The sequence below is a fragment of the Acinetobacter sp. YH1901134 genome, assembly GCF_013416965.1.
GTDB lineage: Bacteria > Pseudomonadota > Gammaproteobacteria > Pseudomonadales > Moraxellaceae > Acinetobacter > Acinetobacter amyesii.
In genome coordinates this window covers 20172-42873 of sequence record NZ_VPEW01000009.1, presented here as the reverse complement: position 1 = coordinate 42873, position 22702 = coordinate 20172, and the positions used below count along the sequence as shown (strand labels likewise).

Annotated in this window: 23 protein-coding genes; 13 read left to right on the top strand and 10 right to left on the bottom strand. The window is 40.5% G+C overall.

What is annotated here, in order from left to right:
- Positions 1-12: 12 nt before the first annotated feature.
- Positions 13-1164, top strand: coding sequence for an alanine racemase (locus FTV50_RS10690; protein ID WP_180024397.1), 1152 nt, complete (start codon positions 13-15; stop codon positions 1162-1164).
- Between the two features lie 63 nt (positions 1165-1227).
- Here the strand turns inward: FTV50_RS10690 and FTV50_RS10685 are convergent, their stop codons facing one another.
- Complete coding sequence (locus FTV50_RS10685; RefSeq protein ID WP_180024396.1) at positions 1228-2847, bottom strand: glutamate synthase-related protein; 1620 nt, start codon at positions 2845-2847, stop codon at positions 1228-1230.
- 319 nt (positions 2848-3166) lie between these two features.
- Here FTV50_RS10685 and thrS point away from each other — a divergent pair, with 319 nt between their 5' ends.
- Together thrS and infC are read left to right on the top strand one after the other, a co-directional pair.
- The gene (gene thrS, locus FTV50_RS10680) at positions 3167-5089 is read left to right on the top strand and encodes a threonine--tRNA ligase (RefSeq protein WP_078189589.1); all 1923 of its coding nucleotides are present in this window, start codon (positions 3167-3169) and stop codon (positions 5087-5089) included.
- 5 nt (positions 5090-5094) lie between these two features.
- Positions 5095-5643 (top strand): translation initiation factor IF-3, encoded by a 549-nt coding sequence (gene infC, locus FTV50_RS10675; protein WP_078192643.1) that lies wholly within the window; start codon positions 5095-5097, stop codon positions 5641-5643.
- Between the two features lie 710 nt (positions 5644-6353).
- Here the strand turns inward: infC and FTV50_RS10670 are convergent.
- Entirely contained in the window at positions 6354-6815 is a 462-nt protein-coding gene (locus FTV50_RS10670; RefSeq protein ID WP_078192642.1) for an Hsp20 family protein, read from the bottom strand.
- Positions 6816-7130: 315 nt separating this feature from the next.
- On the opposite strand from FTV50_RS10670, the gene FTV50_RS10665 reads away from it, so the two are divergent.
- On the top strand, positions 7131-7748 hold the full coding sequence (locus FTV50_RS10665; RefSeq protein WP_168378472.1) for a glutathione S-transferase N-terminal domain-containing protein: 618 nt from the start codon (positions 7131-7133) through the stop codon (positions 7746-7748).
- Between the two features lie 26 nt (positions 7749-7774).
- On the opposite strand, the gene FTV50_RS10660 is transcribed toward FTV50_RS10665, so the two are convergent.
- Positions 7775-8158 (bottom strand): energy transducer TonB, encoded by a 384-nt coding sequence (locus FTV50_RS10660; protein ID WP_180024395.1) that lies wholly within the window; start codon positions 8156-8158, stop codon positions 7775-7777.
- Positions 8159-8369: 211 nt separating this feature from the next.
- On the opposite strand from FTV50_RS10660, the gene FTV50_RS10655 reads away from it, so the two are divergent.
- Both FTV50_RS10655 and FTV50_RS10650 read left to right on the top strand, forming a co-directional pair.
- Positions 8370-8654: a hypothetical protein gene (locus FTV50_RS10655; RefSeq protein WP_078192639.1), complete on the top strand. Its 285-nt coding sequence runs from the start codon at positions 8370-8372 to the stop codon at positions 8652-8654.
- A gap of 12 nt (positions 8655-8666) precedes the next feature.
- Positions 8667-9095, top strand: coding sequence for a YqaA family protein (locus FTV50_RS10650; protein ID WP_078192638.1), 429 nt, complete (start codon positions 8667-8669; stop codon positions 9093-9095).
- A 55-nt stretch (positions 9096-9150) separates the two neighbouring features.
- Here FTV50_RS10650 and FTV50_RS10645 read toward each other — a convergent pair whose 3' ends face one another.
- Entirely contained in the window at positions 9151-9885 is a 735-nt protein-coding gene (locus FTV50_RS10645; protein WP_180024394.1) for an energy transducer TonB, read from the bottom strand.
- Positions 9886-9989: 104 nt separating this feature from the next.
- Positions 9990-11243 (bottom strand): MFS transporter, encoded by a 1254-nt coding sequence (locus FTV50_RS10640; protein ID WP_180024462.1) that lies wholly within the window; start codon positions 11241-11243, stop codon positions 9990-9992.
- Between the two features lie 223 nt (positions 11244-11466).
- On the opposite strand from FTV50_RS10640, the gene rpmI reads away from it, so the two are divergent.
- Together rpmI and rplT are read left to right on the top strand one after the other, a co-directional pair.
- Positions 11467-11661 carry a 50S ribosomal protein L35 gene (gene rpmI / locus FTV50_RS10635; RefSeq protein WP_065994397.1) on the top strand — a complete coding sequence of 65 codons (195 nt, stop codon included), beginning with the start codon at positions 11467-11469 and terminating at the stop codon, positions 11659-11661.
- Positions 11662-11672: 11 nt separating this feature from the next.
- On the top strand, positions 11673-12032 hold the full coding sequence (gene rplT / locus FTV50_RS10630; RefSeq protein ID WP_004647525.1) for a 50S ribosomal protein L20: 360 nt from the start codon (positions 11673-11675) through the stop codon (positions 12030-12032).
- A gap of 77 nt (positions 12033-12109) precedes the next feature.
- Here the strand turns inward: rplT and FTV50_RS10625 are convergent, their stop codons facing one another.
- Positions 12110-13252 (bottom strand): hypothetical protein, encoded by a 1143-nt coding sequence (locus FTV50_RS10625; protein WP_180024393.1) that lies wholly within the window; start codon positions 13250-13252, stop codon positions 12110-12112.
- A gap of 575 nt (positions 13253-13827) precedes the next feature.
- On the opposite strand from FTV50_RS10625, the gene FTV50_RS10620 reads away from it, so the two are divergent.
- Both FTV50_RS10620 and FTV50_RS10615 read left to right on the top strand, forming a co-directional pair.
- Positions 13828-14379: an adenylate kinase gene (locus FTV50_RS10620; protein WP_180024392.1), complete on the top strand. Its 552-nt coding sequence runs from the start codon at positions 13828-13830 to the stop codon at positions 14377-14379.
- 110 nt (positions 14380-14489) lie between these two features.
- Positions 14490-14702 carry a hypothetical protein gene (locus FTV50_RS10615; protein ID WP_111884721.1) on the top strand — a complete coding sequence of 71 codons (213 nt, stop codon included), beginning with the start codon at positions 14490-14492 and terminating at the stop codon, positions 14700-14702.
- 84 nt (positions 14703-14786) lie between these two features.
- Here the strand turns inward: FTV50_RS10615 and FTV50_RS10610 are convergent, their stop codons facing one another.
- A complete protein-coding gene (locus tag FTV50_RS10610) occupies positions 14787-15815 on the bottom strand; it encodes a hypothetical protein (RefSeq protein WP_180024391.1) in 1029 nt (342 codons plus the stop codon).
- Between the two features lie 159 nt (positions 15816-15974).
- Between FTV50_RS10610 and pheS the strand changes: the two genes are divergently transcribed.
- The 3 genes from pheS to FTV50_RS10595 all read left to right on the top strand — a co-directional run bounded on the left by pheS (position 15975) and on the right by FTV50_RS10595 (position 19760).
- A complete protein-coding gene (pheS, locus tag FTV50_RS10605) occupies positions 15975-16955 on the top strand; it encodes a phenylalanine--tRNA ligase subunit alpha (RefSeq protein WP_180024390.1) in 981 nt (326 codons plus the stop codon).
- Positions 16956-17085: 130 nt separating this feature from the next.
- On the top strand, positions 17086-19467 hold the full coding sequence (gene pheT / locus FTV50_RS10600) for a phenylalanine--tRNA ligase subunit beta (RefSeq protein WP_180024389.1): 2382 nt from the start codon (positions 17086-17088) through the stop codon (positions 19465-19467).
- Entirely contained in the window at positions 19464-19760 is a 297-nt protein-coding gene (locus FTV50_RS10595) for an integration host factor subunit alpha (RefSeq protein ID WP_004783565.1), read from the top strand. The genes pheT and FTV50_RS10595 overlap by 4 nt, the downstream gene beginning before the upstream one ends.
- 281 nt (positions 19761-20041) lie before the next feature.
- Here the strand turns inward: FTV50_RS10595 and FTV50_RS10590 are convergent, their stop codons facing one another.
- The 3 genes from FTV50_RS10590 to trxA all read right to left on the bottom strand — a co-directional run bounded on the left by FTV50_RS10590 (position 20042) and on the right by trxA (position 22634).
- Entirely contained in the window at positions 20042-20302 is a 261-nt protein-coding gene (locus FTV50_RS10590) for a hypothetical protein (RefSeq protein ID WP_180024388.1), read from the bottom strand.
- Between the two features lie 413 nt (positions 20303-20715).
- Positions 20716-21984 (bottom strand): transcription termination factor Rho, encoded by a 1269-nt coding sequence (rho, locus tag FTV50_RS10585; RefSeq protein WP_067731074.1) that lies wholly within the window; start codon positions 21982-21984, stop codon positions 20716-20718.
- Between the two features lie 323 nt (positions 21985-22307).
- On the bottom strand, positions 22308-22634 hold the full coding sequence (trxA, locus tag FTV50_RS10580) for a thioredoxin (RefSeq protein ID WP_078192629.1): 327 nt from the start codon (positions 22632-22634) through the stop codon (positions 22308-22310).
- Positions 22635-22702: the final 68 nt, after the last annotated feature.

Below are 22702 nucleotides of genomic sequence, written 5' to 3'. Positions count from 1 at the left end.
AAAGGGGATGGCATGGATGCATATTTTCAAAAGTTGAATTCGCTGTTAAAACAAAATGGTACGGGGATGCCCCAGTTAATCGTGGATGTTGATGCATTAAATCACAACTTGGTGATCAATCAGCAGCAAATGCCAGAGCGTCTGCATCCGCGCTTGGTGGTGAAATCCTTGGCGTGCATGGCTCTGCTTCAACACTGTGCTACACAGCTCAAGACACAGCGTTTCATGCTATTTCATTTTGCACATCTAAAAACACTTTTCGAATCGATACCGCAAGCCGATGTGTTGTTTGGAAAACCGATGCCGATTCAGGCTTTGAACCATGCAGACAAGGCGTTTTTGCAGGCAACGCAATCGCAAGTGCAATGGCTGATTGATAGTGAACAGCGTTTAGCCCAATACCTCAAATTTGCTGAGCAGCATCAACTGTGTCTACGCATCAATATCGAAATCGATGTGGGGCTACACCGTGGTGGCCTGAAAACGATCGATGAGCTAAAGGCTGTTTTGGATCTAATCGTTCAACATCCCCAACATTTAAAATTTTCAGGATTAATGGGCTATGACGCACATGTGGCGAAGATTCCACGGCTGATCCAATCTGCTGAACAGACTTATCAACAGTCCCAGCAAAGTTATCAACAATTCAAAGCTTATGTACAACAGCGCTACCCAACCTTATGTGATGAACACACCTGTTGGAATGGTGGTGGTAGTCCTAGTTTTAGTTTTCATTGTCAGCAGAGTGTCTGTAACGAAGTCTCGTTTGGCTCGATGTTATTAAAACCTGCAGATTTTGAACTGAAAAATTTACAAGCTTTCCAAAGTGCCTTGTGGATCGCCACGCCTGTGTTAAAAGTGTTGCCACGGATTGAATTACCACAGTTAGAATGGCTCAGTCGTTGGGCAAAATATCAGGCTGTATTTATTTATGGAGGCTATTGGCGAGGGGACTATGTTTATCCTCAAGGCAGTCAGCCCCATGCGTTATATGGTCGCAGTAGTAATCAGGAGCTTGTGCAAATTCCACAGACAAGCAGCATAGATGTAGATGATTATATTTTTTTACGCCCTACCCAGAGTGAAATGATCATCCCTCAATTTGCACAGCTTTGGTTGTACCAAGCCGATCAATTCATGGCCTTTGAGACCTTCAGAGAATAAAAAAGAGCCCGTATGGACTCTTTTTAGGTTCAATTGTTTTGAAAAAAGCTCATGATTTGAAGCTTACTCAAATCCACTGTAGTGAATACCCGTGAGGTTCGACATTTCTTTTTTCCATGTGGTCAGGTCATCTTTGCAGAATTGATTCAGATGATGATGTCCGCAGGCACGTGCCATGACTTGCATCAGTTCAACGGATGCATTTAGAAAATTCGCTAGTTGTTGTGCCGACTTGTCTATTTCTAAACGACGACGTAAATGATCTTGTTGTGTGGCGATGCCGACAGAACAATCATTGGTCTGACAGGCACGCATAGCTAAACAGCCAATGGCTTGCATGGCAGAGTTTGAAATCGCGATGGCATCTGCACCTAAAGCTAGTGCCTTAATAAAGTCAGCGGGTACACGAAGTCCACCTGTGATCACTAAACTAATATCTGACCGTCCTAAACGGTCTAAATGACGACGTGCTCGTGCAAGTGCAGGAATGGTCGGTACAGAGATATTGTCACGGAATAAGGTTGGGGCTGCACCTGTTCCACCGCCACGACCATCTAAAATAATATAGTCCACACCGATGCTGAGTGCTGCGTCAATATCACGTTCAATATGCTGTGCGGAGAGTTTATAGCCGATCGGGATGCCGCCGGTTTCTGCTCGGACATATTCTGCAAATTCACGATATTGTGAAAGATGCGTCCAGTCGGGGAAGGTTGCAGGAGAAATAGCAGCGGTGCCTTCTGGTAATTTACGTACTTCTGCAATTTTTCCAACCACTTTATGGCCTGGCAGATGTCCTCCCGTACCTGTTTTTGCAGCTTGACCGCCTTTAAAATGAAAGGCCTGACACTTTTTAACTTTTTCGATGTCATAGCCAAAACGACCCGATGCAAGTTCATAAAAATAACGTGAATTGGCCGCTTGTTCCTCAGCAAGCATTCCACCTTCACCTGAACAAATGCCTGTACCTGCAAGTTCAGCACCTATTGCAAGGGCAACTTTGGCTTCTTGAGATAACGCACCAAAACTCATATCTGACACAAACAGGGGGATTTTGAGTTTTAAGGGTTTTTTAGCATTTGGGCCAATCACTACTTCGGTTGCTACGGGTGCATCATCTAATAATGGAATTTTCCACAGTTGTGCGGTGATCAGTTGAATGTCCTCCCATTTCGGGAGTTGATTAAAAGGCACGCCCATCGCCGCTGTCGGACCATGATGTCCAAATTTACTTAAGCCATTTCGTGCGAGTTCTAAGATCAATTTATTATGTGGTTCTTCTGGCGCGGGCGCGGAATCAGCATATAGGCCTTGGTATTGATCACGCTTATATTGTTGAGGATTTCTTTTCTCCCACGCTTGAATTTCTTCAAGATCGACATACACCTGATCGCCTTCCACCCACGCTTTAAACTTTTGCAGATTTTTATTCAGATAACGTGGATTGATGCCAGTTTTATAAATATAGTGAGAACCATGCAGCCCACAGACGATTTTATCTCCTTGAATATGGGCATCGGACATGAGTGCGCCGCGATGCTGACAGCGACCATACATGACCACGACTTGTTCTGCATCATCATCTTCGAGCCGTAAGACCACAAGATCGACATTGGCTGCAAGGGCATAAGCGGGTTGGAGCGGTTTTAAACTAGACCAAGATATAAGTGAATGTGCTTGCATGATACCTGCCTACATAAAGATTTCAGTGGGTATAGGTGTTCGAAATTCGGAATAATTTTATGAATTAGAACGTGATTATTATGTTGACAGCATAAAGCGTATTTCGGCTGAAATCTGCTTGAATTATCAGGAGTCTTGTAAAAGGCAGCAGAAAAATCAACTTCCATGGGATTAGAGGTTTATTAAAGTTGGCAGGGCGTGTAAAATTTAGGTCGAATTTTATTTATCCACCGTTTTTATCTTTTGAGGGTCTCCCTCGATCATAATCTCGCGGTGACATGCTCCATTGTACGGGGCATCACTCCTTAAGGATTTTTATATGCCAATTATCACTTTGCCAAATGGCGATCAAAAAGAATTTGATCATGCCGTGTCTGTGATGGAAGTTGCTCAAAGCATCGGTCCTGGTCTAGCAAAAAATACAGTTGCTGGTCGTGTAAACGATCGTTTAGTTGATGCGTCTGATTTAATTACAGAAGATGCTAGCCTACAAATTATCACGCCTAAAGATGAAGATGGTATTCACATCATTCGTCACTCTTGTGCGCACTTGGTGGGTCATGCAGTTAAGCAATTGTTCCCAGAAGCAAAGATGGTCATTGGTCCTGTCATTGAAGAAGGTTTCTACTATGACATCTGGATGCCACGTCCGTTTACTTTAGATGACATGGCAGCAATCGAAGAGCGCATGAAAAAGCTCATCGACCAAGACTATGATGTCATCAAAAAAATGACTCCACGTGATGAAGTGATCAAAGAGTTCACTGCACGTGGCGAAGAATACAAACTGCGTCTGATTGAAGACATGCCTGAAGAAACTGAAATGGGCTTGTACTACCATCAAGACTACTTGGATATGTGCCGTGGTCCGCACGTTCCAAATACTAAATTCTTAAAATCGTTCAAGTTGACTAAAATCTCTGGTGCTTACTGGCGCGGTGATGCGAAAAACGAACAGTTACAACGTATTTACGGTACAGCTTGGGCGGACAAAAAGCAGCTAGCTGCCTACATCAAACGTATTGAAGAAGCTGAAAAACGCGATCACCGTAAAATTGGTAAAGCGTTAGACTTGTTCCATATGCAAGAAGAAGCGCCGGGTATGGTGTTCTGGCATCCAAACGGCTGGACGATTTACCAAGTGCTTGAACAATACATGCGTAAAGTTCAACAAGCCAACGGTTACCAAGAAATCCGTACACCGCAAGTGGTTGATTTCACACTTTGGGAAAAATCAGGTCACGCAGCAAACTATGCTGAAAACATGTTTACGACTCACTCAGAGAACCGTAACTATGCTGTAAAACCAATGAACTGTCCTTGCCACGTGCAAGTCTTCAACCAAGGCTTAAAATCATACCGTGACCTGCCAATCCGTTTAGCTGAGTTTGGTTCATGTCACCGTAACGAACCATCGGGTTCATTACACGGCATTATGCGTGTACGTGGCTTTACACAAGATGATGCGCATATCTTCTGTACGAAAGAACAAATCGGTACTGAAGTTGCAGACTTCATTAAATTGACTTTAGATGTTTATAAAGACTTTGGTTTTGAAGAAGTTCAAATGAAATTGTCGACACGTCCAGAAAAACGTGTAGGTGATGACAAACTTTGGGACATGGCAGAAAAATCTTTAGCAGATGCTTTAGATGCTGCAGGCCTAGAGTGGGAACTTCAACCGGGTGAAGGTGCATTCTACGGTCCGAAAATTGAATTCTCATTGAAAGACTGCTTAGGTCGTGTATGGCAGTGCGGTACAATTCAATGTGACTTTAACTTACCAGAACGTCTTGACGCATCTTATGTGACTGAAGATAACGACCGTGATCAGCCTGTAATGTTGCACCGCGCAATTCTTGGCAGTTTCGAGCGTTTTATTGGTATACTTATTGAACACTATGCTGGTTTCATGCCACCTTGGTTGTCTCCAATTCAAGCATGTGTGATGAACATTACCGATTCACAAGCTGAAGCATGTGAGTCAGTCGTCGCTAAACTTAAAGAAAGCGGTATCCGCGCGATTTCAGACTTGAGAAATGAGAAAATCGGCTTTAAGATTCGTGAACGTACTTTAGAGCGTATTCCTTACTTATTGGTTCTTGGGGACCGTGAAGTTGAGGAAGGTACTGTAAACGTCCGTACTCGCTCTGGAAAAAATTTGGGTACTATGTCAATTGATGCATTCGTTGACCTAGTAAAAGCAGCCGTAGCCGAACGCGGCCGGTACATTGTGGAGTAAAAGCGATTAAACAGCCTGACCGTAATCAACAGGGCGGAAAATCAAACCGTCCTGCCTTGAATGATGAAATTCGTGCAAAAGAAGTCCGTCTAGTAGACGAAAATGGCGAGCAAAAAGGGATTGTATCTCTTGCTGACGCTTTGCGTGCTGCAGAAGCAGTAGATCTTGACCTTGTTGAGATTGTTGCTAATGCTGAGCCACCAGTCTGCAAAATCATGGATTTTAACAAGCATTTGTTTGATCTAAAACAAAAGCAAAAAGAAGCGAAGAAAAAACAACATCAAGTACAGGTGAAAGAAATCAAGCTACGCCCTGGTACTGATGTTGGTGACTACAACGTTAAACTACGTGCCATTATCAAGTTCCTTGAAGAAGGCAATAAGGTAAAAATCACGCTTCGTTTCCGTGGTCGTGAAATGGCACACCAACAGTTAGGTTTGGCTCAATTGCAAAAAATTGAAGCTGACGTGGTTGACTATGGTGTTGTTGAACAAACACCAAAAATGGAAGGCCGTCAAATGGGTATGCTGCTTGGTCCTAAAAAGAAAAAGTAAGTATCCATAAAAAAAGCACTGCATTTGCAGTGCTTTTTTTTGCCTATATTTTGGTTTTTTAATCTCAATGATGTTCAAGGGCACCAATAATTTTTGCTGCGTATTGATTGGAAAATAGAGCAAAATTCATGAATGCGAACTTATGTCTGAGGGTATTAAGTAAGTTTCTTTAAGAAAGACAAATTTGATTATATTCTAATTGATATTCAATCGTTGTTTCGATTCAGACGTTTTGAAATGCTTTAATTTAGTTTTAATGTAGGTATAAAGTGAGCAAAGCTTTTTATTGAGCTAACTATGTGAGATCTATTTACATAAAACAGGCCGTGAAATAGGGGTTTTCAGTACCCTCCAATAGATTTTCATCTTGGTAATATTAGGTCGTATATTCCATGTCATAAAAGCAATCAGAACAAAGTACATTTCATATAAATAGATAGTAATACAGAGTAGGATTATTTTTTGCAAGATACGCCAAAATTTAAAAAGAGTAGATGAACAGCTTGTAAGCCAGACCCACCAAGGATTCATTAAAAACACCTATGGGTAAGATTAAGTTGAGAATAGATAAAAAAAGAAACATATAAATTGGAATCGAGACACTATATTCTTGAGATGGCATGATTTTTTATTCTTGTTTGTCATGTTTTGAATCTAACTAATTTTCTTAATATAAAAAAGACCCCGAAGGGTCTTTTTTATATGAAGGTTTACTCAGCGATATTTTCTTGGACAGGACTTTCTATCAATGCCTTTTTGCCAATTGGAATTTGGCGTGGTAGTTTTTCTTCAGGAATAATACGCTGTAAGTCCACTGTCAATAAACCATTTTCATATAGGGCTTGTTGCACTTCTATATGTTCATCTAAGCGTAAAGACAGTTTAAATGTACGACGAGCAATGCCTTTATGCAGGAATTCCACAGTTGTATCTTGCGCTTCAGTTGGTTTACCTGAAATGCTTAGCACTTGATTTTCTAAGTTTAGCGAAAGTTCATCTTCTGTAAAACCTGCGGTTGCCACCACAATGCGATAGCTATTTTCAGCCGTTTTTTCAATATTGTATGGCGGGTAATTTGGTGTGTCGCTTTGCATGGCATAATCAAATAAATCGTTGAAACGATCAAAACCAATGCTACGACGGAAAAGTGGGTTAAGATTTAAACTACTCATAATTAGAACTCTCTTTAATAAGCAAAGTTGTAACAATAAGAAATGTTCAGTGATGCTTGGCATCCACTGTTCACTAACAAGATCATTTGATCCTTGTACATGTATCAATATCGGTCTGTGCTGATTTTTTTCAAGGGATTTTTATAAAAAAATTATATTTTTTGAATTTTTGTACCTTAAGTGATTTTAAAAGCAAAGTGATAATTCACATTTTAACGTTACTTTTCAGAAAAACTGACAAGCTTTTACTGGATTAAACATGTTATACATAAAGCAAAATGAGATTGCCTTACTGAAAATTAAAAAGGAATATAGATGATTGATCTCTACTATTGGGGTACACCCAATGGACATAAAATTACCATCGCTTTAGAAGAAATGGGTTTGGAATACCAAATTTTTCCGATTAATATCTTGGAAAATGATCAATTTCAGCCAGACTTTTTGAGAATTTCTCCGAACAATAAAATCCCTGCAATCGTGGATCAGAATGGCCCAAGAGGAGAGTCGATTTCAGTTTTTGAGTCTGGTGCGATTCTGCAATATCTTGGACGTAAAACAGGTTTGTTTTATCCAGAAGATGAGTTTGAGCGCGTTGAAGTTGAACAATGGTTGATGTGGCAAATGGGTGGTTTTGGGCCCATGTTAGGACAAAATCATCATTTTAGTCGTTTTGCACCTGAACGTATTCCGTATGCAACTGAACGTTATGTAAATGAGTCTAAGCGCTTATATAAAGTTTTGAACCATCAGTTGATTGGTCAAAAATTTGTGGCTGGAGAGTATTCGATTGCAGATATGGCTATTCTGCCTTGGGCACTGCGTCATGAATGGCAGCAAATTCAGCTGGAAGATTATCCATACGTGAAAGACTATATCGATCGACTGACGGCCCGTCCAGCGGTACAAAAAGCCTTAGCAATACACGTTTAAAAAAAGAGCATGGAAACATGCTTTTTTTATGAAATAAATAGAAGCTTTTTCCACCAAGGTCTTTGGTTTTCTTTCAGGGGCTTGAGTGAGAAGGGCTGTAAGGCAACAAAGGGGGAGGCTACACCATTTTCGATATAAGGTTTGAACTTGGCACGTAAAAGTGACTGCTCAACCCGCTTATCAATGTGTGTAAGTCCAGAGCTTTTGATTAATTCAGCTTTTTGAACTTCGCCGGTGGCTAAAACATACAATTTAAAACTAAGGTCACGATTTTGATTGCCCAGATCGTCATTGTTGAAGTTAAAGATAGGTCGCTTTTGCCAAATCATTTGATCTTGTGTAATCAGGTGTTGTTTGGCAACTTCAGAAGGACTTTGTGCATATAAAGCGGTCAAAAGTTGTAATAACACGATAAAACTTAAGCAAAGAATTTTTTTCATAAAGTGAGTTAAAATTATTCAATATTTGCGTGGCAGATTAGAAGTCTCATGTATAAAAGTAAAGTGCGGAAAGACTCACCTTAAGATTTTAGATAGGACGGAAGAAAATTCTAACGCTGTGTTAGAATGCGGCGCTGCCGAAAAGAACGCGTTGTTGACGGCTTAGTTGGACGATTTTGCGATGAAAGACTTTTTCTTAAATTTTACCCGTATTGTTGAAAATAACCCAAGAATCTATTGGAGTATTATTTTTGGTATTGCAGGCTGCTTAGTGCTATTTGTCGCTGAAATTGTGCATGTTCAAAATATTCTTGCAGATTTACATACCAAAGATCAAAACTTGATGCGGGCTGCGATTGAACCGATTTCTTCACAATATAAATGGTCGAGAATCGTTGTAATTGTTGCAGCAGTGCTTTGGTCAAATTTTGAATATTTGAAGTCGAAGAAAAAATTAGGTCTCTAAGCATTCGTTTCGATGTGGTCGTTTTTAGTTTTATTCTTCGCGGCATTTGGGGCTGCGACCTTACTTCCTTTACAGTCCGAAGCCGTATTGCTCGGCTTGTTGAGCTATGGTCAACACAATCCATGGCTACTGATTGTGGTGGCCAGTATTGGTAATATTCTCGGTTCTTGTGTGAATTGGTGGCTCGGTTTAAAAGTAGAACATTATAAAAATAAAACATGGTTTCCCGTGTCAGAGCTGAAAATGCAGCAGGCACAGGGTATTTATCACAAATATGGTTATTGGTCTTTGCTACTGAGTTGGCTGCCGATGATTGGAGACCCCATTACTTTAATTGCGGGTTTAATGAAAGAAAACTTCTGGCGCTTTGTGTTCATGGTGACCGTAGCGAAAACCGGGCGTTATCTCTGTATTTATCTTATATTTTTAGGTTTCTTCTGAGATAAAACAGGGCATTGAAACATTCAATCCCTGCTTGAAATGTTGAATCTATTACTTATTTACAGCCATTTACTTTAAATTGAATTTCATCTTTAAAGTTCGACTTTTTATAGATCCAAAGGGTGCTCGCAGTACGTTTAACCGAGATCTGACTATTTCTTAGTGCTTCAACGACTTTCTGATCGAGTGTATAAATGCCAGAGCCTTGCTTGATCTTGACCTTTTTTACTTGTCCGTGTTTATCCACTTTAAAGTTAAATTTGACTTTACGATCGTGCTGTTTCAACTCATGACTAGTGAGATCTAATTTTGGTTGAGATACATATTGGAATGGCGTTTTCTTATCTGCACTTTGTGCATTCCAAACTTTTGAATCAAAGTTGAAATCACATTCAGGCGTATTGCCTTTAACTCTCAAATTAAACGCTTGATAGCCAATAATGGCTTTGGCTTCACCATTTTCTAAATGTGGTTTGACTTTAGCTTTTTTGACAGCAGAAATTAAGATTCGGTCGAGTTGATCGACACCTGTACTTTCTTCAATACTTGCATCGGTAATGGTGCCTTTTGCATTTGCTGTAACACGAATAATGGCCGCGCGGTCACGTTGCTTGAGGTCTTCATTGGCATATAATGGTTTTGGGAAAACCGACCAATTTAAACGCGTGGTTAAATGCGCAGGAGCAACTTCAATATTCTGTGCCGGAAGTTGATGGGTTTTGGTTGAAGCACTAAACGTTGTAGAAAATGGAGCGCAGGCCAAAAGGGTTAAGCACAGATATTGTTTCATAAGTCTATTCTAAGATCACAAAGTGAGTGATGAATGCGTCGATATTGCTGCGCAGTATTTCCTGTATTGGAAATACTGGCAAGGTTTAAATGGAAAATATGCCATTATTTTTTTGACTGATGGGTAATGTCGATCCCAAACAAGTCACGGGTTTTTGCCCAACTGATTGCAACTACAGCCATGGTCATACAGCCACCAAAGATTGTCGCCATGATCGTGCCCATATATTTTGCAGCCAATCCAGATTCAAATGCACCGAGTTCATTACTACTGGAGACAAACATGCCATTGACCGCGGCAACACGCCCACGCATATTTTCCGGCGGATAGAGCTGTAAAATAGTTTGGCGAACCACCACAGAGATGCTGTCACATGCACCAGTCATTGCCAGTGCAAAGAGTGATAGCCAAAGATTGCTTGAAAATGCGAATAAAATGGTAAATACACCAAAACCCGCTACAGCCAATAACATATTGCGCCATGCATGATGAGTTGGAGGGAATTTGGTCAATGCAATCATGGTGATCAGGGCGCCAATAGACGGTGCTGCCCGTAAGTAGCCTAAACCTTCAGGCCCCACTTTTAAAATATCTTCGGCAAAAATCGGTAAGAGGGCAATCACGCCACCAAAAAGCACAGAAACTAAATCGAGTGAAATCGCCCAAAGGACAATTTTGGTTTTCCAGATAAAACGAAAACCTTCACTTAAACTATCTTTTAAATTGTCAGATTCAATTTTAGGGAAACTGCGTTTACTGAGCAGATTAATGAGGACGAAGCAGACCGTTAGTAGTGCTGCAACACTGAGCAAACTGGTTTCACGGCCTAAAAATGCCAACATAAAACCGCCAAGCATTGGCCCAATAATCACCCCACTTTGCCAACCAATCGTTGTCCATGTTGCACCATTGGCATAGAGCTCCCGCGGGATTAAAAAAGGTTTAAGCGACGTTGCCGAGGGATTATAGAAACCACGGATAGTTCCAAGCCCAAAAATGACCGCATAAATACCCCAAGACAGTTGGGTGACATCAATTTGGCCGAGACCATATTGGTGAAATAACCCCCAAAGAATCAGTGGCATCGGTACAGAAAAAAACAGACAAATTTTCATAATGGTCTGTTTATTGAAACGATCTGCAAAGTATCCTCCCCACAAAGAGAGAGCAATAAAAGGAATTGCTTCGGCTAAACCAATTAAGCCCAGTGTTAGCGGGTCTTTAGTGATTTGATACAGTGAGTAAGCAACAATAATTTCTTGAATCAAAATGGCTAAGGTCAGACAAAATTGATTAAGCGTAACAATCGAGAAATCCCGATAACGTAGGGCTGCAAAAGCATCCTGTGCAGGTTTCATAATGGACATTAATAGTTGGCGTGCTGACATTATATAAGCCTTATTGGACATCGCTTATAAAATCATCGGAAAATCTATATCAGAAAATTAATTAAGTTCGATATTAGGTAGAAAGATTCGCTTTTGTTTTGAGCAAAGATGCTTTAGAATACTCGCTCCCTTACCTGCAGGGCGTCTTTGCAATGGTGCAGACGTGCCGAACAGGTGTTCAAAAGAGGTTCTTATGCCTAAGATGAAAACTCGCCGTGGTGCAGCTAAACGCTTCAAGCCAACTGCAAACGGTTTTAAACGTCACCAAGCGTTCAAACGACACATTTTGACCAAAAAATCTGCTAAGCGTATCCGTCAATTACGCGGCTGTGTAATGGTTCACGTAAGTGACGTTGCTTCAGTTCGCCGTATGTGCCCATACATCTAAGGAGATTATAAATGGCTCGTGTTAAACGTGGTGTGCAGGCTCATCGCCGTCATAAAAAAATTCTTGCTCGTGCTAAAGGTTACTACGGCGCTCGTTCACGCGTATATCGCGTAGCGTTCCAAGCAGTAATCAAAGCAGGTCAATATGCTTACCGTGACCGTCGTCAAAAGAAACGTCAATTCCGTGCTCTATGGATTGCGCGTATCAATGCTGGTGCTCGTCAAAATGGTTTGTCGTACAGCCGTATGATCGCTGGCTTGAAAAAAGCTCAAGTGATTATCGACCGTCGCGTACTTGCTGACATCGCTATGCATGACGCAGTTGCGTTTGCTGCTTTAGCTTCTAAAGCTAAAGATGCATTAGCTGCATAAGTCTTTATGACTTAAAAAGGGACCGCTTTTAGCGGTCTTTTTTTTGGCTTTAAATTCTTATGTAAGCTTAACCAATATTAATCGGTTTTTGTTTTAAGCTGGACATAAGCAAGGTCTCGGTGCTGAAAATGATAGTTATGCCAATGATAATAAATGGGAAATTCATAAATTGCATTTATTTTAAAGTGCGTGTTGTAGAAAGGTGTTTTAGGTAAAATATGAAAAGTTTGCTGGTTGTCTAATAACAACCATTTCTGACCATCTGCATCCATTGAGAGTAATTGCGCATCGGTCATTTTATGAGTGCCAAAATGCAAAGCATAATAACTATGCAATACTGGCATTAGAAAAAAGCTCAGGCTCAGCGTTAAAAATGTACTGGACAGCACGCTTCCTGTAAGCGCCATTTTGGGAATATCTTTTTGTATCCACAATACGCTTGGGATGAAAATCAGCAGAAAAATAATGGCCAAACACAGCAAAACCGGATAATTGGAAATGTAAAAGAACTGCGCTTGCGCGTTTAAATATAAGCCCAAAATACCAATAGGAACGATGCCGATAAGCAGGTAGGCGATCCGCGGGCTGATCTTGGTTTGCAGAATTAAATTTTGCAGATCTTCTTGAGAAAGCATCAGCGCCGCAATCTCATCCTGAAAATTATAATATTGTTTGAGTATTTGAATCAGCTGCCCTTTTTCATGTTCACTTAAGCATGCAAGGTGCAGTTGAGATTGAACATTTTTAAGGGGGAAGAATAAAAGCTGTGGATTTTCTTTGTTGGCAGTCTGATAAATGGGACGCTGCAGCCATGAGATCCGTTTTGGGCGTTTTATACCAAGAATGGCAAATTGACAGTATTCTACCTCCTGCCGCTGAATGAATGTGCTGAGAGGTATTTTCCACAAGCGGTAATAAATTTTATCAGGCGTAATGACCAGTTTAATCTGCGTTTTTAAGTAATCAATGACAATTATAGATACGATGTAGAGCAGGATCAGCTGGGCATGATCGGCTTGCAGCTTGTAAATCGGGAAATTTTTTAGGGTGAATTGCAGGTATTCAATCACTATGCTGACGTTAAGCGGTTGAGCTTGATCTCTAAACCATTTGAAAAAAGGTATAATAAAGACCATCGCAATGCCTAGTAAAATAAGCATTAAAATTGTTGGCCATGAAATCAGCGGTTTTTTAGCATAAATGTCAAATTCTGTTTTCATAAAGTCTCATAATAATTATGTTGAAATTTTATATTTAAGTGTTTGGTTACTATATTTAAATTTTGAATATTTGATCGATGCTTAGCGCTAAATTATATCTGAAAATGAATAGGCTAGGTAGGTGCTGCGCCCCGAGCCACGGTTTGTGCGTATTATGTCGTGATTTCAATGTTTAGCTTCGATCTTGTTACCTGGCCGGTTTGTTTAATGCTCAGTTGAAGGCCCGCACATGCACACGGCGCTTTGCGCTCAGAACGGGAAGGTATTTATATTGCGCATGTTCATCATAATTGCGGGCAGAATTAATTCATTCATCTGGGGACAGCTAGAATCTGTTTTTTTTTATAAGGCGTGCAGATAGGGGGGGCGGCCATAAATGAATGGATAAATACCAACTGAAAAATTATTGGATCAATATAGTCTGTGAAAAGTGTGTTTTTATACTGCAATTGAACCTGACTTTATCAATATCGATGCAGATCTTTTGGATTATCGTGAAGAATAAAAGTTAACCTACAGATCCAATGCTGCTATCTTGAAGTAGATACACCAGACTCAAGTAGATCATCATGACAATGAAAAGAATAAACGTAGTCGGTACATCGGCCACTGGAAAATCAACCTTTTCCAGAGCTTTGGCGGACAAAATAGGGTTACATTATATTGAACTGGATAACCTATTTTGGCTAGATGATTGGCAGGAGTGTCCTGACGAAATCTTTTTTGCACGTATCGGAGCTGAAATTGCTAAAGCGAAAAATGGTTATGTTATTGATGGCAATTATACTCGGGCGATTCCTGTTAAATGGTCTGAAATAGATACGGTGATATGGTTAGACCTTCCGTTTCCAGTCAATTTATACCGCTCTGTAAAGCGCGCAATTTCTCGGGCTAAGTCCAAACAAGATCTTTGGCCAGATTCAAATAATCAGGAAAGTTTGTGGCGGATGTTTGGTCGAGATTCCATTGTCTGGTGGATGATTAAGACCCATAAAAAGAATCGTGAAAAATATCTACAGATGATGAATGCACCTGAATATCAACATATTCAATGGATTCGTTTAAAGTCTGCAAATGCAGTTGATGCATTTTTAGAACAATTGGACTCTTATGTTTTTGATGTTTAAGTTTTGATGTTTTATCAATAAAAAGTGCAGTTAAGTTACAGAAATAATCTTTATACCGCGCTTTGCGACATGCCTAATGTATGGATAGAAAAGAACAAAAGGAAAATAAAATGTTGGCTGAAATAGTTGGTATGGGTCAAGGTAGCATCACTGTAGAGCTCGAAATGATTCCCCGCAAAGGTGAGGCAGTCAAAATCATGTATGGTGCAGACGCAGAGCTTGAGGGGGAAGTAGTCTCTGTCAGTCATTATATTAATCAACATGCCGATCAGCATCGCGTTCGATTAGAAATTCGTCCGTTTAATTATTTAACGACCTCATAATTTTGAGATCTTTCATACAGAAGTATGTTTATAAAAAAAGCCCTTCTGTGAGAAGGGCTTTTAATGTCAATCACATTTATACAGTTAAAGTCCGAAGTAATAAGCCAATAAGCAAATTACTACTGTAATAATAATTAAAGTAATCACTCCACCTGCACCGGGTTTATGAGGCGAGTTAGCCGGGTGTGCATGCTGAGGATTTGATTTTCTATGCTCAGTTTTAAAGCCATCCAGAGGAGAGCTTTCAACCACAGGAGTTAAACGTGCAGTTTTATAGTGATTGGCGACTTTTACGATAAATTTAGCCGTTAAATCTTCAGTTTTTTGAGCAAAATGGCGTAAATTTAACTGTTCTTCAGGTGTATAGATGCTGCCATCTGCATGATAGGGATGCTGAATTTTAGACTGTATATGGCGGTTTAATGCATCTAAGCGATGTAAGCTGTCATGTGCAAAATCCGCTTGTGCATCCGTTGGCAAGAGTGCAAGTTTTGTAGATTCATTCGATTCGCTGCTTAGATCAGGCTGTGTACCATAATAAGGTGTGCCCAACACCTCCGGCTCAATAAAACCTTCCGCAGGTTTTTGTAAAAATAATTCTGCTTCAGTGAAGTTATGAATATCATCCCATCTTGGTAACTGCATATCCGCTGCGATGCGTTTAATGAGTTTATGGTTCAGCTCATAGCGCCAAAAAGTTTCTCGACGAATTTGCAGTTGTTGGGATGCCGGTGCTTCATAGTCATTTTCTGCGTTATACCACTCGGCAAGTTCTTTACCAAAAATCCATGCCTGCTTTTTATTTTTTTCGTGGCTTACAATAAAATGGGCAAAGGGAAGAAGTTCAACGTTAGCATTCGGATTTTGTTCATCATTCAGCAAGCTAGAGCTATGTAAACTTAAGCGTTGTACCCCTTGTTTTTTTAAGCCCTCTAGCCAAATTTGGAAATGTTGAGCCAATAAATGCTGTGAAAGCAAATCACGAAAATGGAAACTGTGCTGATCAAAAATGTGGTGATTCAACCAACGATGAAAACTCAAACCTTGGTTGAGAAATTCATTGCCATAAGTGACGAGTGTGAGCTGTTGTTTCCAGATTGGATCGAGTGCCATAAAGATTGGATCCCATTGATATTGTGTTTATCTTATACTTTTTTTAAAACTTGATGCTAATGCAATTTTAACTTGTGAATGCGCTTCATCATAACGGCTAAAAACTGTTAGAATAAGGGGTTTATATTATTTTTTTAAATTGTTGCTTTGAGAGTTACTATGTCACTGGAAGCCCTGACCACTGAAGCGCTCGCTGCGATTGCAGCAGCAGAGGACCTTGCTACACTCGACCAAGTGCGAGTGCAATTTACAGGGAAGAAAAGCCAGCTCGCGGAACAATCGAAGTCGCTCGGTAAAATGGACCCAGAAGAACGTAAAGTTTTTGGTGCTCAAATTCATGCCGTTCGTGAATCGATTACTGGCGCACTGACTGCTCGTCAAGCTGAATTACAAAAAGCTGCATTAGAACAAAAGCTTGCTAGCGAAACGATTGATATTACTTTACCCGGCCGTGGTCAAACGGTGGGTAGTATTCACCCTGTGACTCAAGTTCAAGAACGTATTTGCCAATTCTTTACCAAAGCTGGCTTTACTGTTGCGACTGGTCCAGAAGTTGAAGATGATTATCACAACTTTGAAGCATTGAACATTCCGGGTCATCATCCTGCACGTGCGATGCACGACACTTTCTATTTTGATGCGAATCATTTACTTCGTACGCATACCTCAGGCGTGCAAATTCGTACGATGGAAACTCAGCAGCCTCCAATCCGTATTGTGTGTCCTGGTCGTGTTTATCGCTGTGACTCAGATCAAACGCATTCGCCAATGTTCCATCAAATCGAAGGTTTGTATGTGGCTGAAAACACCAGCTTTGCAGAACTTAAAGGTTTGTTGGTGAACTTGTTAAATGAGTTCTTTGAAAAAGATTTGAAAGTACGTTTCCGTCCATCTTATTTCCCATTCACAGAGCCAAGTGCAGAAGTGGATATCATGGATGAACGTGGTAAATGGTTGGAAGTTTTGGGCTGCGGTATGGTGCATCCAAACGTTTTACAAGCCGCTGGCATTGACCCAGAAAAATACAAAGGCTTTGCCTTTGGTTTAGGTGTAGAACGTTTTGCAATGTTGCGTTATGGCATTAATGACCTACGTATGTTCTACCAAAATGATGTGCGTTTCTTACGCCAATTTGCTTAAACAGTTTTATACCTCTCCCTAACCTCTCCTAAAAGGAGAGGGGGTGTCCATCATGACTTAGGGTTCGTCCTCTTTCTTTAAAGGGGCGCTAGAGGGGATTAGAAATTTAGAATTAATAGGTTTTTATACAATGAAAATTAGCGAAAATTGGTTGCGTACATGGGTTAACCCAGCCATTGATAGCGATACACTTTCTGACCAACTGACCATGTTAGGTTTAGAAGTTGATGATTTATCTCCTGCTGCAAAACCATTTACTGGTGTAGTAGTCGGTGAAGTTTTAACAGTGGTTCAACATCCCGATGCTGACCGTTTACGTGTCACTACTGTAAACATCGGTTCAGGCGAGCCGTTACAAATCGTTTGTGGTGCTCCAAACGTGCGTGTAGGCATGAAAGCTCCTGTAGCAACCATTGGTGCAGTACTTCCGGGCGATTTCAAAATCAAAAAAGGCAAGCTTCGTGGTGTTGAATCGCAAGGCATGCTGTGCGGTGCGTCTGAAATTGATCTTGAAGACAAAATCGACGGTCTATTAGAGCTTCCAGCAGATGCACCTGTTGGTGTAAATGTGCGTGAATATTTAGATCTTGATGACAATGTGATTGATATCAGCATCACGCCAAACCGTGGAGACTGTTTCAGTATTCGTGGTATTGCACGTGAAATTGGTGTGATTAATCAACTCCCTGTGACTGCCCCTGAAATTAAAGAAGTTGCTGCAACAATTACTGATGAGAAGAAAGTTGTTGTTGAAACTGATGGTTGCCCACGTTACTTAGGTCGAGTGATCAAAAACGTCAATACCAAAGCACCAACTCCTGAGTGGATGGAGCGTGCATTGGCTCGTGCGGGCATCCGTCAGCACAGTATTTTGGTCGATATTACCAACTACGTTTTAATGGAATTGGGTCAACCTTTACATGCATTCGATGGCGGTAAAGTTGAAGGGGCAATTCGTGTACGCCAAGCAACAGCAGCAGAAAAATTAACGTTGTTGAATGAACAAGAAGTTGAATTATCTGAAAACGTGATGGTGATTGCGGATGATCAAAAAGCTTTGGCGATTGCAGGAATCATGGGTGGCCTAAGTTCAGCGGTTTCTGATGATACCACTGAAATTTTCCTTGAGTCGGCGTTCTTTGATCAACTCTATATCGCAGGTCGTGCACGTAGTTTTGGTTTGCATACTGATGCATCTCAGCGTTATGAACGCGGTGTAGACTTTGAATTGCCGATGACGGCAATGCACCGTGCTTCTCAGCTTATCGCTGATTTAGCTGGCGGCGAATTTGGTCCAATTACTGTTGCTGAAAAAGTAGAGTTATTACCAAAACGTGAAGCCATTGAACTAAATCAAGCACAAGTTGATCAACTGCTTGGTTATAAAGTTGAATCTGCATTTATTACCGATGCTTTAACGCGTTTGGGTTGCAATGTCACTGTGAAAGCAGAAGGTGAGTGGACAGTTGTACCGCCATCACACCGTTTTGACATGGCGATTTACCAAGACCTCATCGAAGAAGTGGCACGTATTCACGGTTACGACAATATTCAAATTAGCTTGCCGGTGATTGATGTCAAACTGGCGAAATACCAAGACCAATTTGAATTGGTTCAGTTACGTCAAACTGCAGTGGCTTTGGGTTATCAAGAAGCAATTAGCTTTAGCTTTGCTGATGCGAAACTTGAGAAACAATTGAATCCACAGGTTCAACCACTAGCGCTTGCAAACCCGATTTCTAGTGATCTTGCAGTGATGCGTTCAACCTTATTATCAAGTTTGATCCCATGTGTGCAATACAACGTGAACCGTCAGCAAAATCGTGTTCGTTTCTATGAGCTTGGTCTACGTTTTGATTATCAAGGTGCGAACAGCATTCATGATCTCAAACAGATCCCAACATTTGCACTGGTTGCAACAGGTTCACGTACGACTGAATCTTGGCATGGTAAAGCACAGCCTATGGATTTCTTTGACTTTAAAGGCGATGTAGAGGAGATTTTAAATTCTGCACGTTTAAATGTTGAATATGTACGTTCAGAGCGTACGTGGTTACATCCAGGTCAATCTGCTGAAATCTTAGTCAATGGTCAATCAATTGGTTACTTTGGTCGTTTACACCCATCTTTAGAAGATGAGTTGGATTTGGCGACTACTTGGGTCGCTGAATTAGATCAATCGGCTGTTTTGCAAACTTATGTATCTAATTTTACAGAATTATCACGTTTTCCGTCGGTTCGACGTGATATTGCGCTTTTAATTAGTGATAAGATTAATGTTAGTGAAATTCAGCAACTTATCGAAAAAACCGGCGGTGAGCTTTTAGACGCAGTTTGGTTATTCGATGTGTACACTGGTCAAGGTGTCGAAGAAGGCAAGCGCTCATTGGCATTTGCAATTCAATGGCAACATCCAACACGTACATTAGAAGATGCTGAAATCAAAACCGGTATGGATAACATACTTCAGGTGTTGGAAAACACTTACCAGGCGACATTGAGGGCTTCATGACAGCATTAACAAAAGCAGAAATGGCTGATCATTTAAGTGAGCTCACGAGTTTAAACCGTCGTGAAGCAAAACAAATGGTCGAGTTATTCTTCGATGAGATTAGCCAAGCGCTAATCTCTGGGGAACAAGTTAAACTCTCAGGTTTCGGTAACTTCGAGTTGCGTGATAAACGTCAACGCCCAGGCCGTAACCCGAAAACGGGTGAAGAAATTCCGATTTCTGCCCGTCGTGTAGTGACCTTCCGTGCGGGACAAAAATTCCGTCAACGTGTTGGAAATGAGCAGATCAATTGATCTGCTTTTTTTTCCTTTGATTTAGGAGGTGCAGTGCTCATCATCTATCGCACAATTCATGTTGAAGAATATTTGTTTTAAAGTGAGACGATATACTTGAGTTGAGTTGTCGTAGAGATTGATTGTGGCTTTCTTTGAGCTAAATTGTCAGTTTTTATTTTTCAATAAGCATGGGCTTAGTATTTTGAATTTTAGCTATTATTATTAACTAGGGTCTAAAGTTTGAGGCGATAAAAAAGAGAGCCAAAGGGCTCTCTTTTTGTACTGAATAATCGGTTAGATTATTGAGCAGCAGCTTGAGAAGCAGCAGCAGTAGCTTCAGAAGCAGCAGCAGTAGCTTCAGAAGCAGCAGCAGTAGCTTCAGAAGCAGCAACAGTTGCAGCAGAAGCTTCAACAGCAGCAGCGTCAGACGCAGCAACTACTTCAGAAGCAGCAGCTTCAGAAGCAGCAGCAGGAGCAGCTTCTTCAGTTTTTTTAGCACAACCAACGAAAGCTAAAGTAGTAGCAACTGCAGCAGCAATAGCGATTTTTTTGAATAACATGGCATCACTCTCTAAAATATGAGATTAAAAAATAACCTGCGTTAGTCTGTTGTGTGCTTTTTATTATGCCTAATTTGAATAGGTATTAAAAATGCATAGAGCAGTCTAACTGGTCTGCGTGTATGCTATCACTGAGTATTTTGAAATGCTACTAGTGACTTTGAAAAAACCGTTAAAAATAGGTGAAAAACGGCCATTTTTTAACAGAAAATAACAATTAAGAGAAAGTTTTATATTGGCGAAATAGCAAATAAACTACTAAAAAGAATAGGGTTTTTTAAAATATATTTTTTATAATCATAAACTTGAAAATAAATTTACATGGAGATCTATCAAATGTTTCTTTGTGTAACTAAAGTCAACCAAATAAAAAGGCCATCGTTATAGATGGCCTTTTCAGTCAAACATTCAACTTAGTTGGATGCTTTACGTTTCATTTGATCGAAGAAATCATCATTGGTTTTGGTTTCTTTCATGCGATCAAGCAAGAATTCCATCGCTGCAAGTTCGTCTTGTGTATGAAGCAATTTACGTAAAATCCAAACTTTACGGAGGTTATCTTCAGACATTAGGCGCTCTTCACGACGTGTACCTGATTTTTTGATGTTCATCGCAGGGAACACACGTTTTTCAGCAATACGACGGTCTAGGGTAATTTCTTGGTTACCTGTACCTTTGAATTCTTCGTAGATCACTTCATCCATCTTACTGCCAGTTTCAATCAACGCAGTTGAGATAATTGTCAGTGACCCACCTTCTTCGATATTACGTGCTGCACCGAAGAAACGTTTTGGACGTTCTAAAGCATGGGCATCCACACCACCAGTAAGAACTTTACCAGATGAAGGGATTACAGTGTTGTAAGCACGTGCTAAACGAGTAATTGAGTCAAGCAAAATCACTACATCTTTTTTGTGTTCAACAAGACGTTTCGCTTTTTCAATCACCATCTCTGCAACTTGTACGTGACGAGCTGGTGATTCATCGAATGTTGAAGCAACCACTTCACCACGAACAGTACGTTCCATTTCTGTTACTTCTTCAGGACGTTCGTCAATCAGAAGGACAATCAAGAAACATTCAGGATTGTTACGAACAATCGACTGAGCGATGTTTTGTAACAACATGGTTTTACCCGCTTTTGGCGGTGCAACGATAATTGAACGTTGACCTTTACCAATCGGAGCAACCAAGTCAACCACACGCGCAGTTAAGTCTTCTGTTGTACCATTACCTAATTCCATTACCAATTGTTCGGTTGGAAATAAAGGTGTTAAGTTTTCGAAAAGAATCTTATTACGTGAGTTTTCGGGTGTGTCGTAGTTAATTTGATTAACTTTTAATAATGCAAAGTAACGCTCGCCTTCTTTAGGTGGACGAATCGTACCTGTAATAGTGTCACCAGTACGAAGGTTGAAGCGACGGATTTGTGATGGGCTCACATAGATATCGTCAGGGCCGGCTAGGTAAGAACCCGCTGCAGAGCGTAAGAAACCAAAGCCGTCCGACAGAATTTCTAGAACGCCATCACCAAAAATCTCTTCGCCGTTCATTGCGTGGCGCTTTAAGATGGCAAAAATAATATCTTGCTTACGGTTACGAGCCATTCCTTCGAGGCCCATAAACTCGGCAATCTTGATGAGTTCGCCAATCGGTTTTTTCTTGAGTTCGGTTAAGTTCATAGGTGGTCAGATAGAATCTAAAATTCTGAGGTACAGGTTGGAAAAGGGAGCAACAAATGTGCCGCGATCATGCAAGAAACGATAGCAATTGGTTTGCACAAAACAATTCAGAGATCTGATTCGTTATATGAAGAGAGATGTGAAAAACAATTCTGTTGCCGAGCGGCATTTTATGTGTTGTGTTGTAAGAAAATGACAGGATTTGAGATCCTTAATTTCTTGAGTAAACAATATAAGAGAGAACACAGCATTTGTCAATTTATCAACCAAAAAAATACGCTGTGTAAAACAGCGTATTTTCGAGTGTTTTTATCGAAAAAATATTAGATGTTTTCTTCGATGAAAGCTGTCAATTTAGATTTTGGTGCGGCACCGACTTGGGTTGCTACAACTTCGCCGTTTTTAAACATTAATAATGCAGGAATGTTACGGATGTTGTAGTTTACAGCTGTTTGTTCGCAAGAAGTTACGTCTACTTTAACGATTTTAACTTTGCCTTCAAACTCAGTTGAAAGTACTTCAAGTACAGGTGCAATGGCTTTACAAGGAGCACACCAACCTGCCCAGAAATCTACAAGTACAGGAGTATCAGACTCTAGTACATCGGCTTGGAAGTTTTCATCAGTTGTATTTACGATATTGCCAGACATGGATTTTGCTCCGGAATTAATTTTTAAGTTGACTCTATGTTTATAAGTATTACATAGCCAACTATAAC

Bases quoted from the DNA above. Each gene is read 5' to 3' on its own strand.
- FTV50_RS10670 (WP_078192642.1), bottom strand. From the start codon at position 6,815: ATGAGTAGTTTAAATCTTAACCCACTTTTCCGTCGTAGCATTGGTTTT.
- FTV50_RS10595 (WP_004783565.1), top strand. From the start codon at position 19,464: ATGACAGCATTAACAAAAGCAGAAATGGCTGATCATTTAAGTGAGCTC.
- FTV50_RS10620 (WP_180024392.1), top strand. From the start codon at position 13,828: ATGAAAAGAATAAACGTAGTCGGTACATCGGCCACTGGAAAATCAACC.
- FTV50_RS10625 (WP_180024393.1), bottom strand. From the start codon at position 13,252: ATGAAAACAGAATTTGACATTTATGCTAAAAAACCGCTGATTTCATGG.
- thrS (WP_078189589.1), top strand. From the start codon at position 3,167: ATGCCAATTATCACTTTGCCAAATGGCGATCAAAAAGAATTTGATCAT.
- rpmI (WP_065994397.1), top strand. From the start codon at position 11,467: ATGCCTAAGATGAAAACTCGCCGTGGTGCAGCTAAACGCTTCAAGCCA.
- pheT (WP_180024389.1), top strand. From the start codon at position 17,086: ATGAAAATTAGCGAAAATTGGTTGCGTACATGGGTTAACCCAGCCATT.
- FTV50_RS10645 (WP_180024394.1), bottom strand. From the start codon at position 9,885: ATGAAACAATATCTGTGCTTAACCCTTTTGGCCTGCGCTCCATTTTCT.
- pheS (WP_180024390.1), top strand. From the start codon at position 15,975: ATGTCACTGGAAGCCCTGACCACTGAAGCGCTCGCTGCGATTGCAGCA.
- FTV50_RS10690 (WP_180024397.1), top strand. From the start codon at position 13: ATGGATGCATATTTTCAAAAGTTGAATTCGCTGTTAAAACAAAATGGT.
- FTV50_RS10655 (WP_078192639.1), top strand. From the start codon at position 8,370: ATGAAAGACTTTTTCTTAAATTTTACCCGTATTGTTGAAAATAACCCA.
- FTV50_RS10685 (WP_180024396.1), bottom strand. From the start codon at position 2,847: ATGCAAGCACATTCACTTATATCTTGGTCTAGTTTAAAACCGCTCCAA.
- FTV50_RS10590 (WP_180024388.1), bottom strand. From the start codon at position 20,302: ATGTTATTCAAAAAAATCGCTATTGCTGCTGCAGTTGCTACTACTTTA.
- rplT (WP_004647525.1), top strand. From the start codon at position 11,673: ATGGCTCGTGTTAAACGTGGTGTGCAGGCTCATCGCCGTCATAAAAAA.
- FTV50_RS10615 (WP_111884721.1), top strand. From the start codon at position 14,490: ATGTTGGCTGAAATAGTTGGTATGGGTCAAGGTAGCATCACTGTAGAG.
- trxA (WP_078192629.1), bottom strand. From the start codon at position 22,634: ATGTCTGGCAATATCGTAAATACAACTGATGAAAACTTCCAAGCCGAT.
- FTV50_RS10610 (WP_180024391.1), bottom strand. From the start codon at position 15,815: ATGGCACTCGATCCAATCTGGAAACAACAGCTCACACTCGTCACTTAT.
- FTV50_RS10640 (WP_180024462.1), bottom strand. From the start codon at position 11,243: ATGAAACCTGCACAGGATGCTTTTGCAGCCCTACGTTATCGGGATTTC.
- rho (WP_067731074.1), bottom strand. From the start codon at position 21,984: ATGAACTTAACCGAACTCAAGAAAAAACCGATTGGCGAACTCATCAAG.
- FTV50_RS10665 (WP_168378472.1), top strand. From the start codon at position 7,131: ATGATTGATCTCTACTATTGGGGTACACCCAATGGACATAAAATTACC.
- FTV50_RS10650 (WP_078192638.1), top strand. From the start codon at position 8,667: ATGTGGTCGTTTTTAGTTTTATTCTTCGCGGCATTTGGGGCTGCGACC.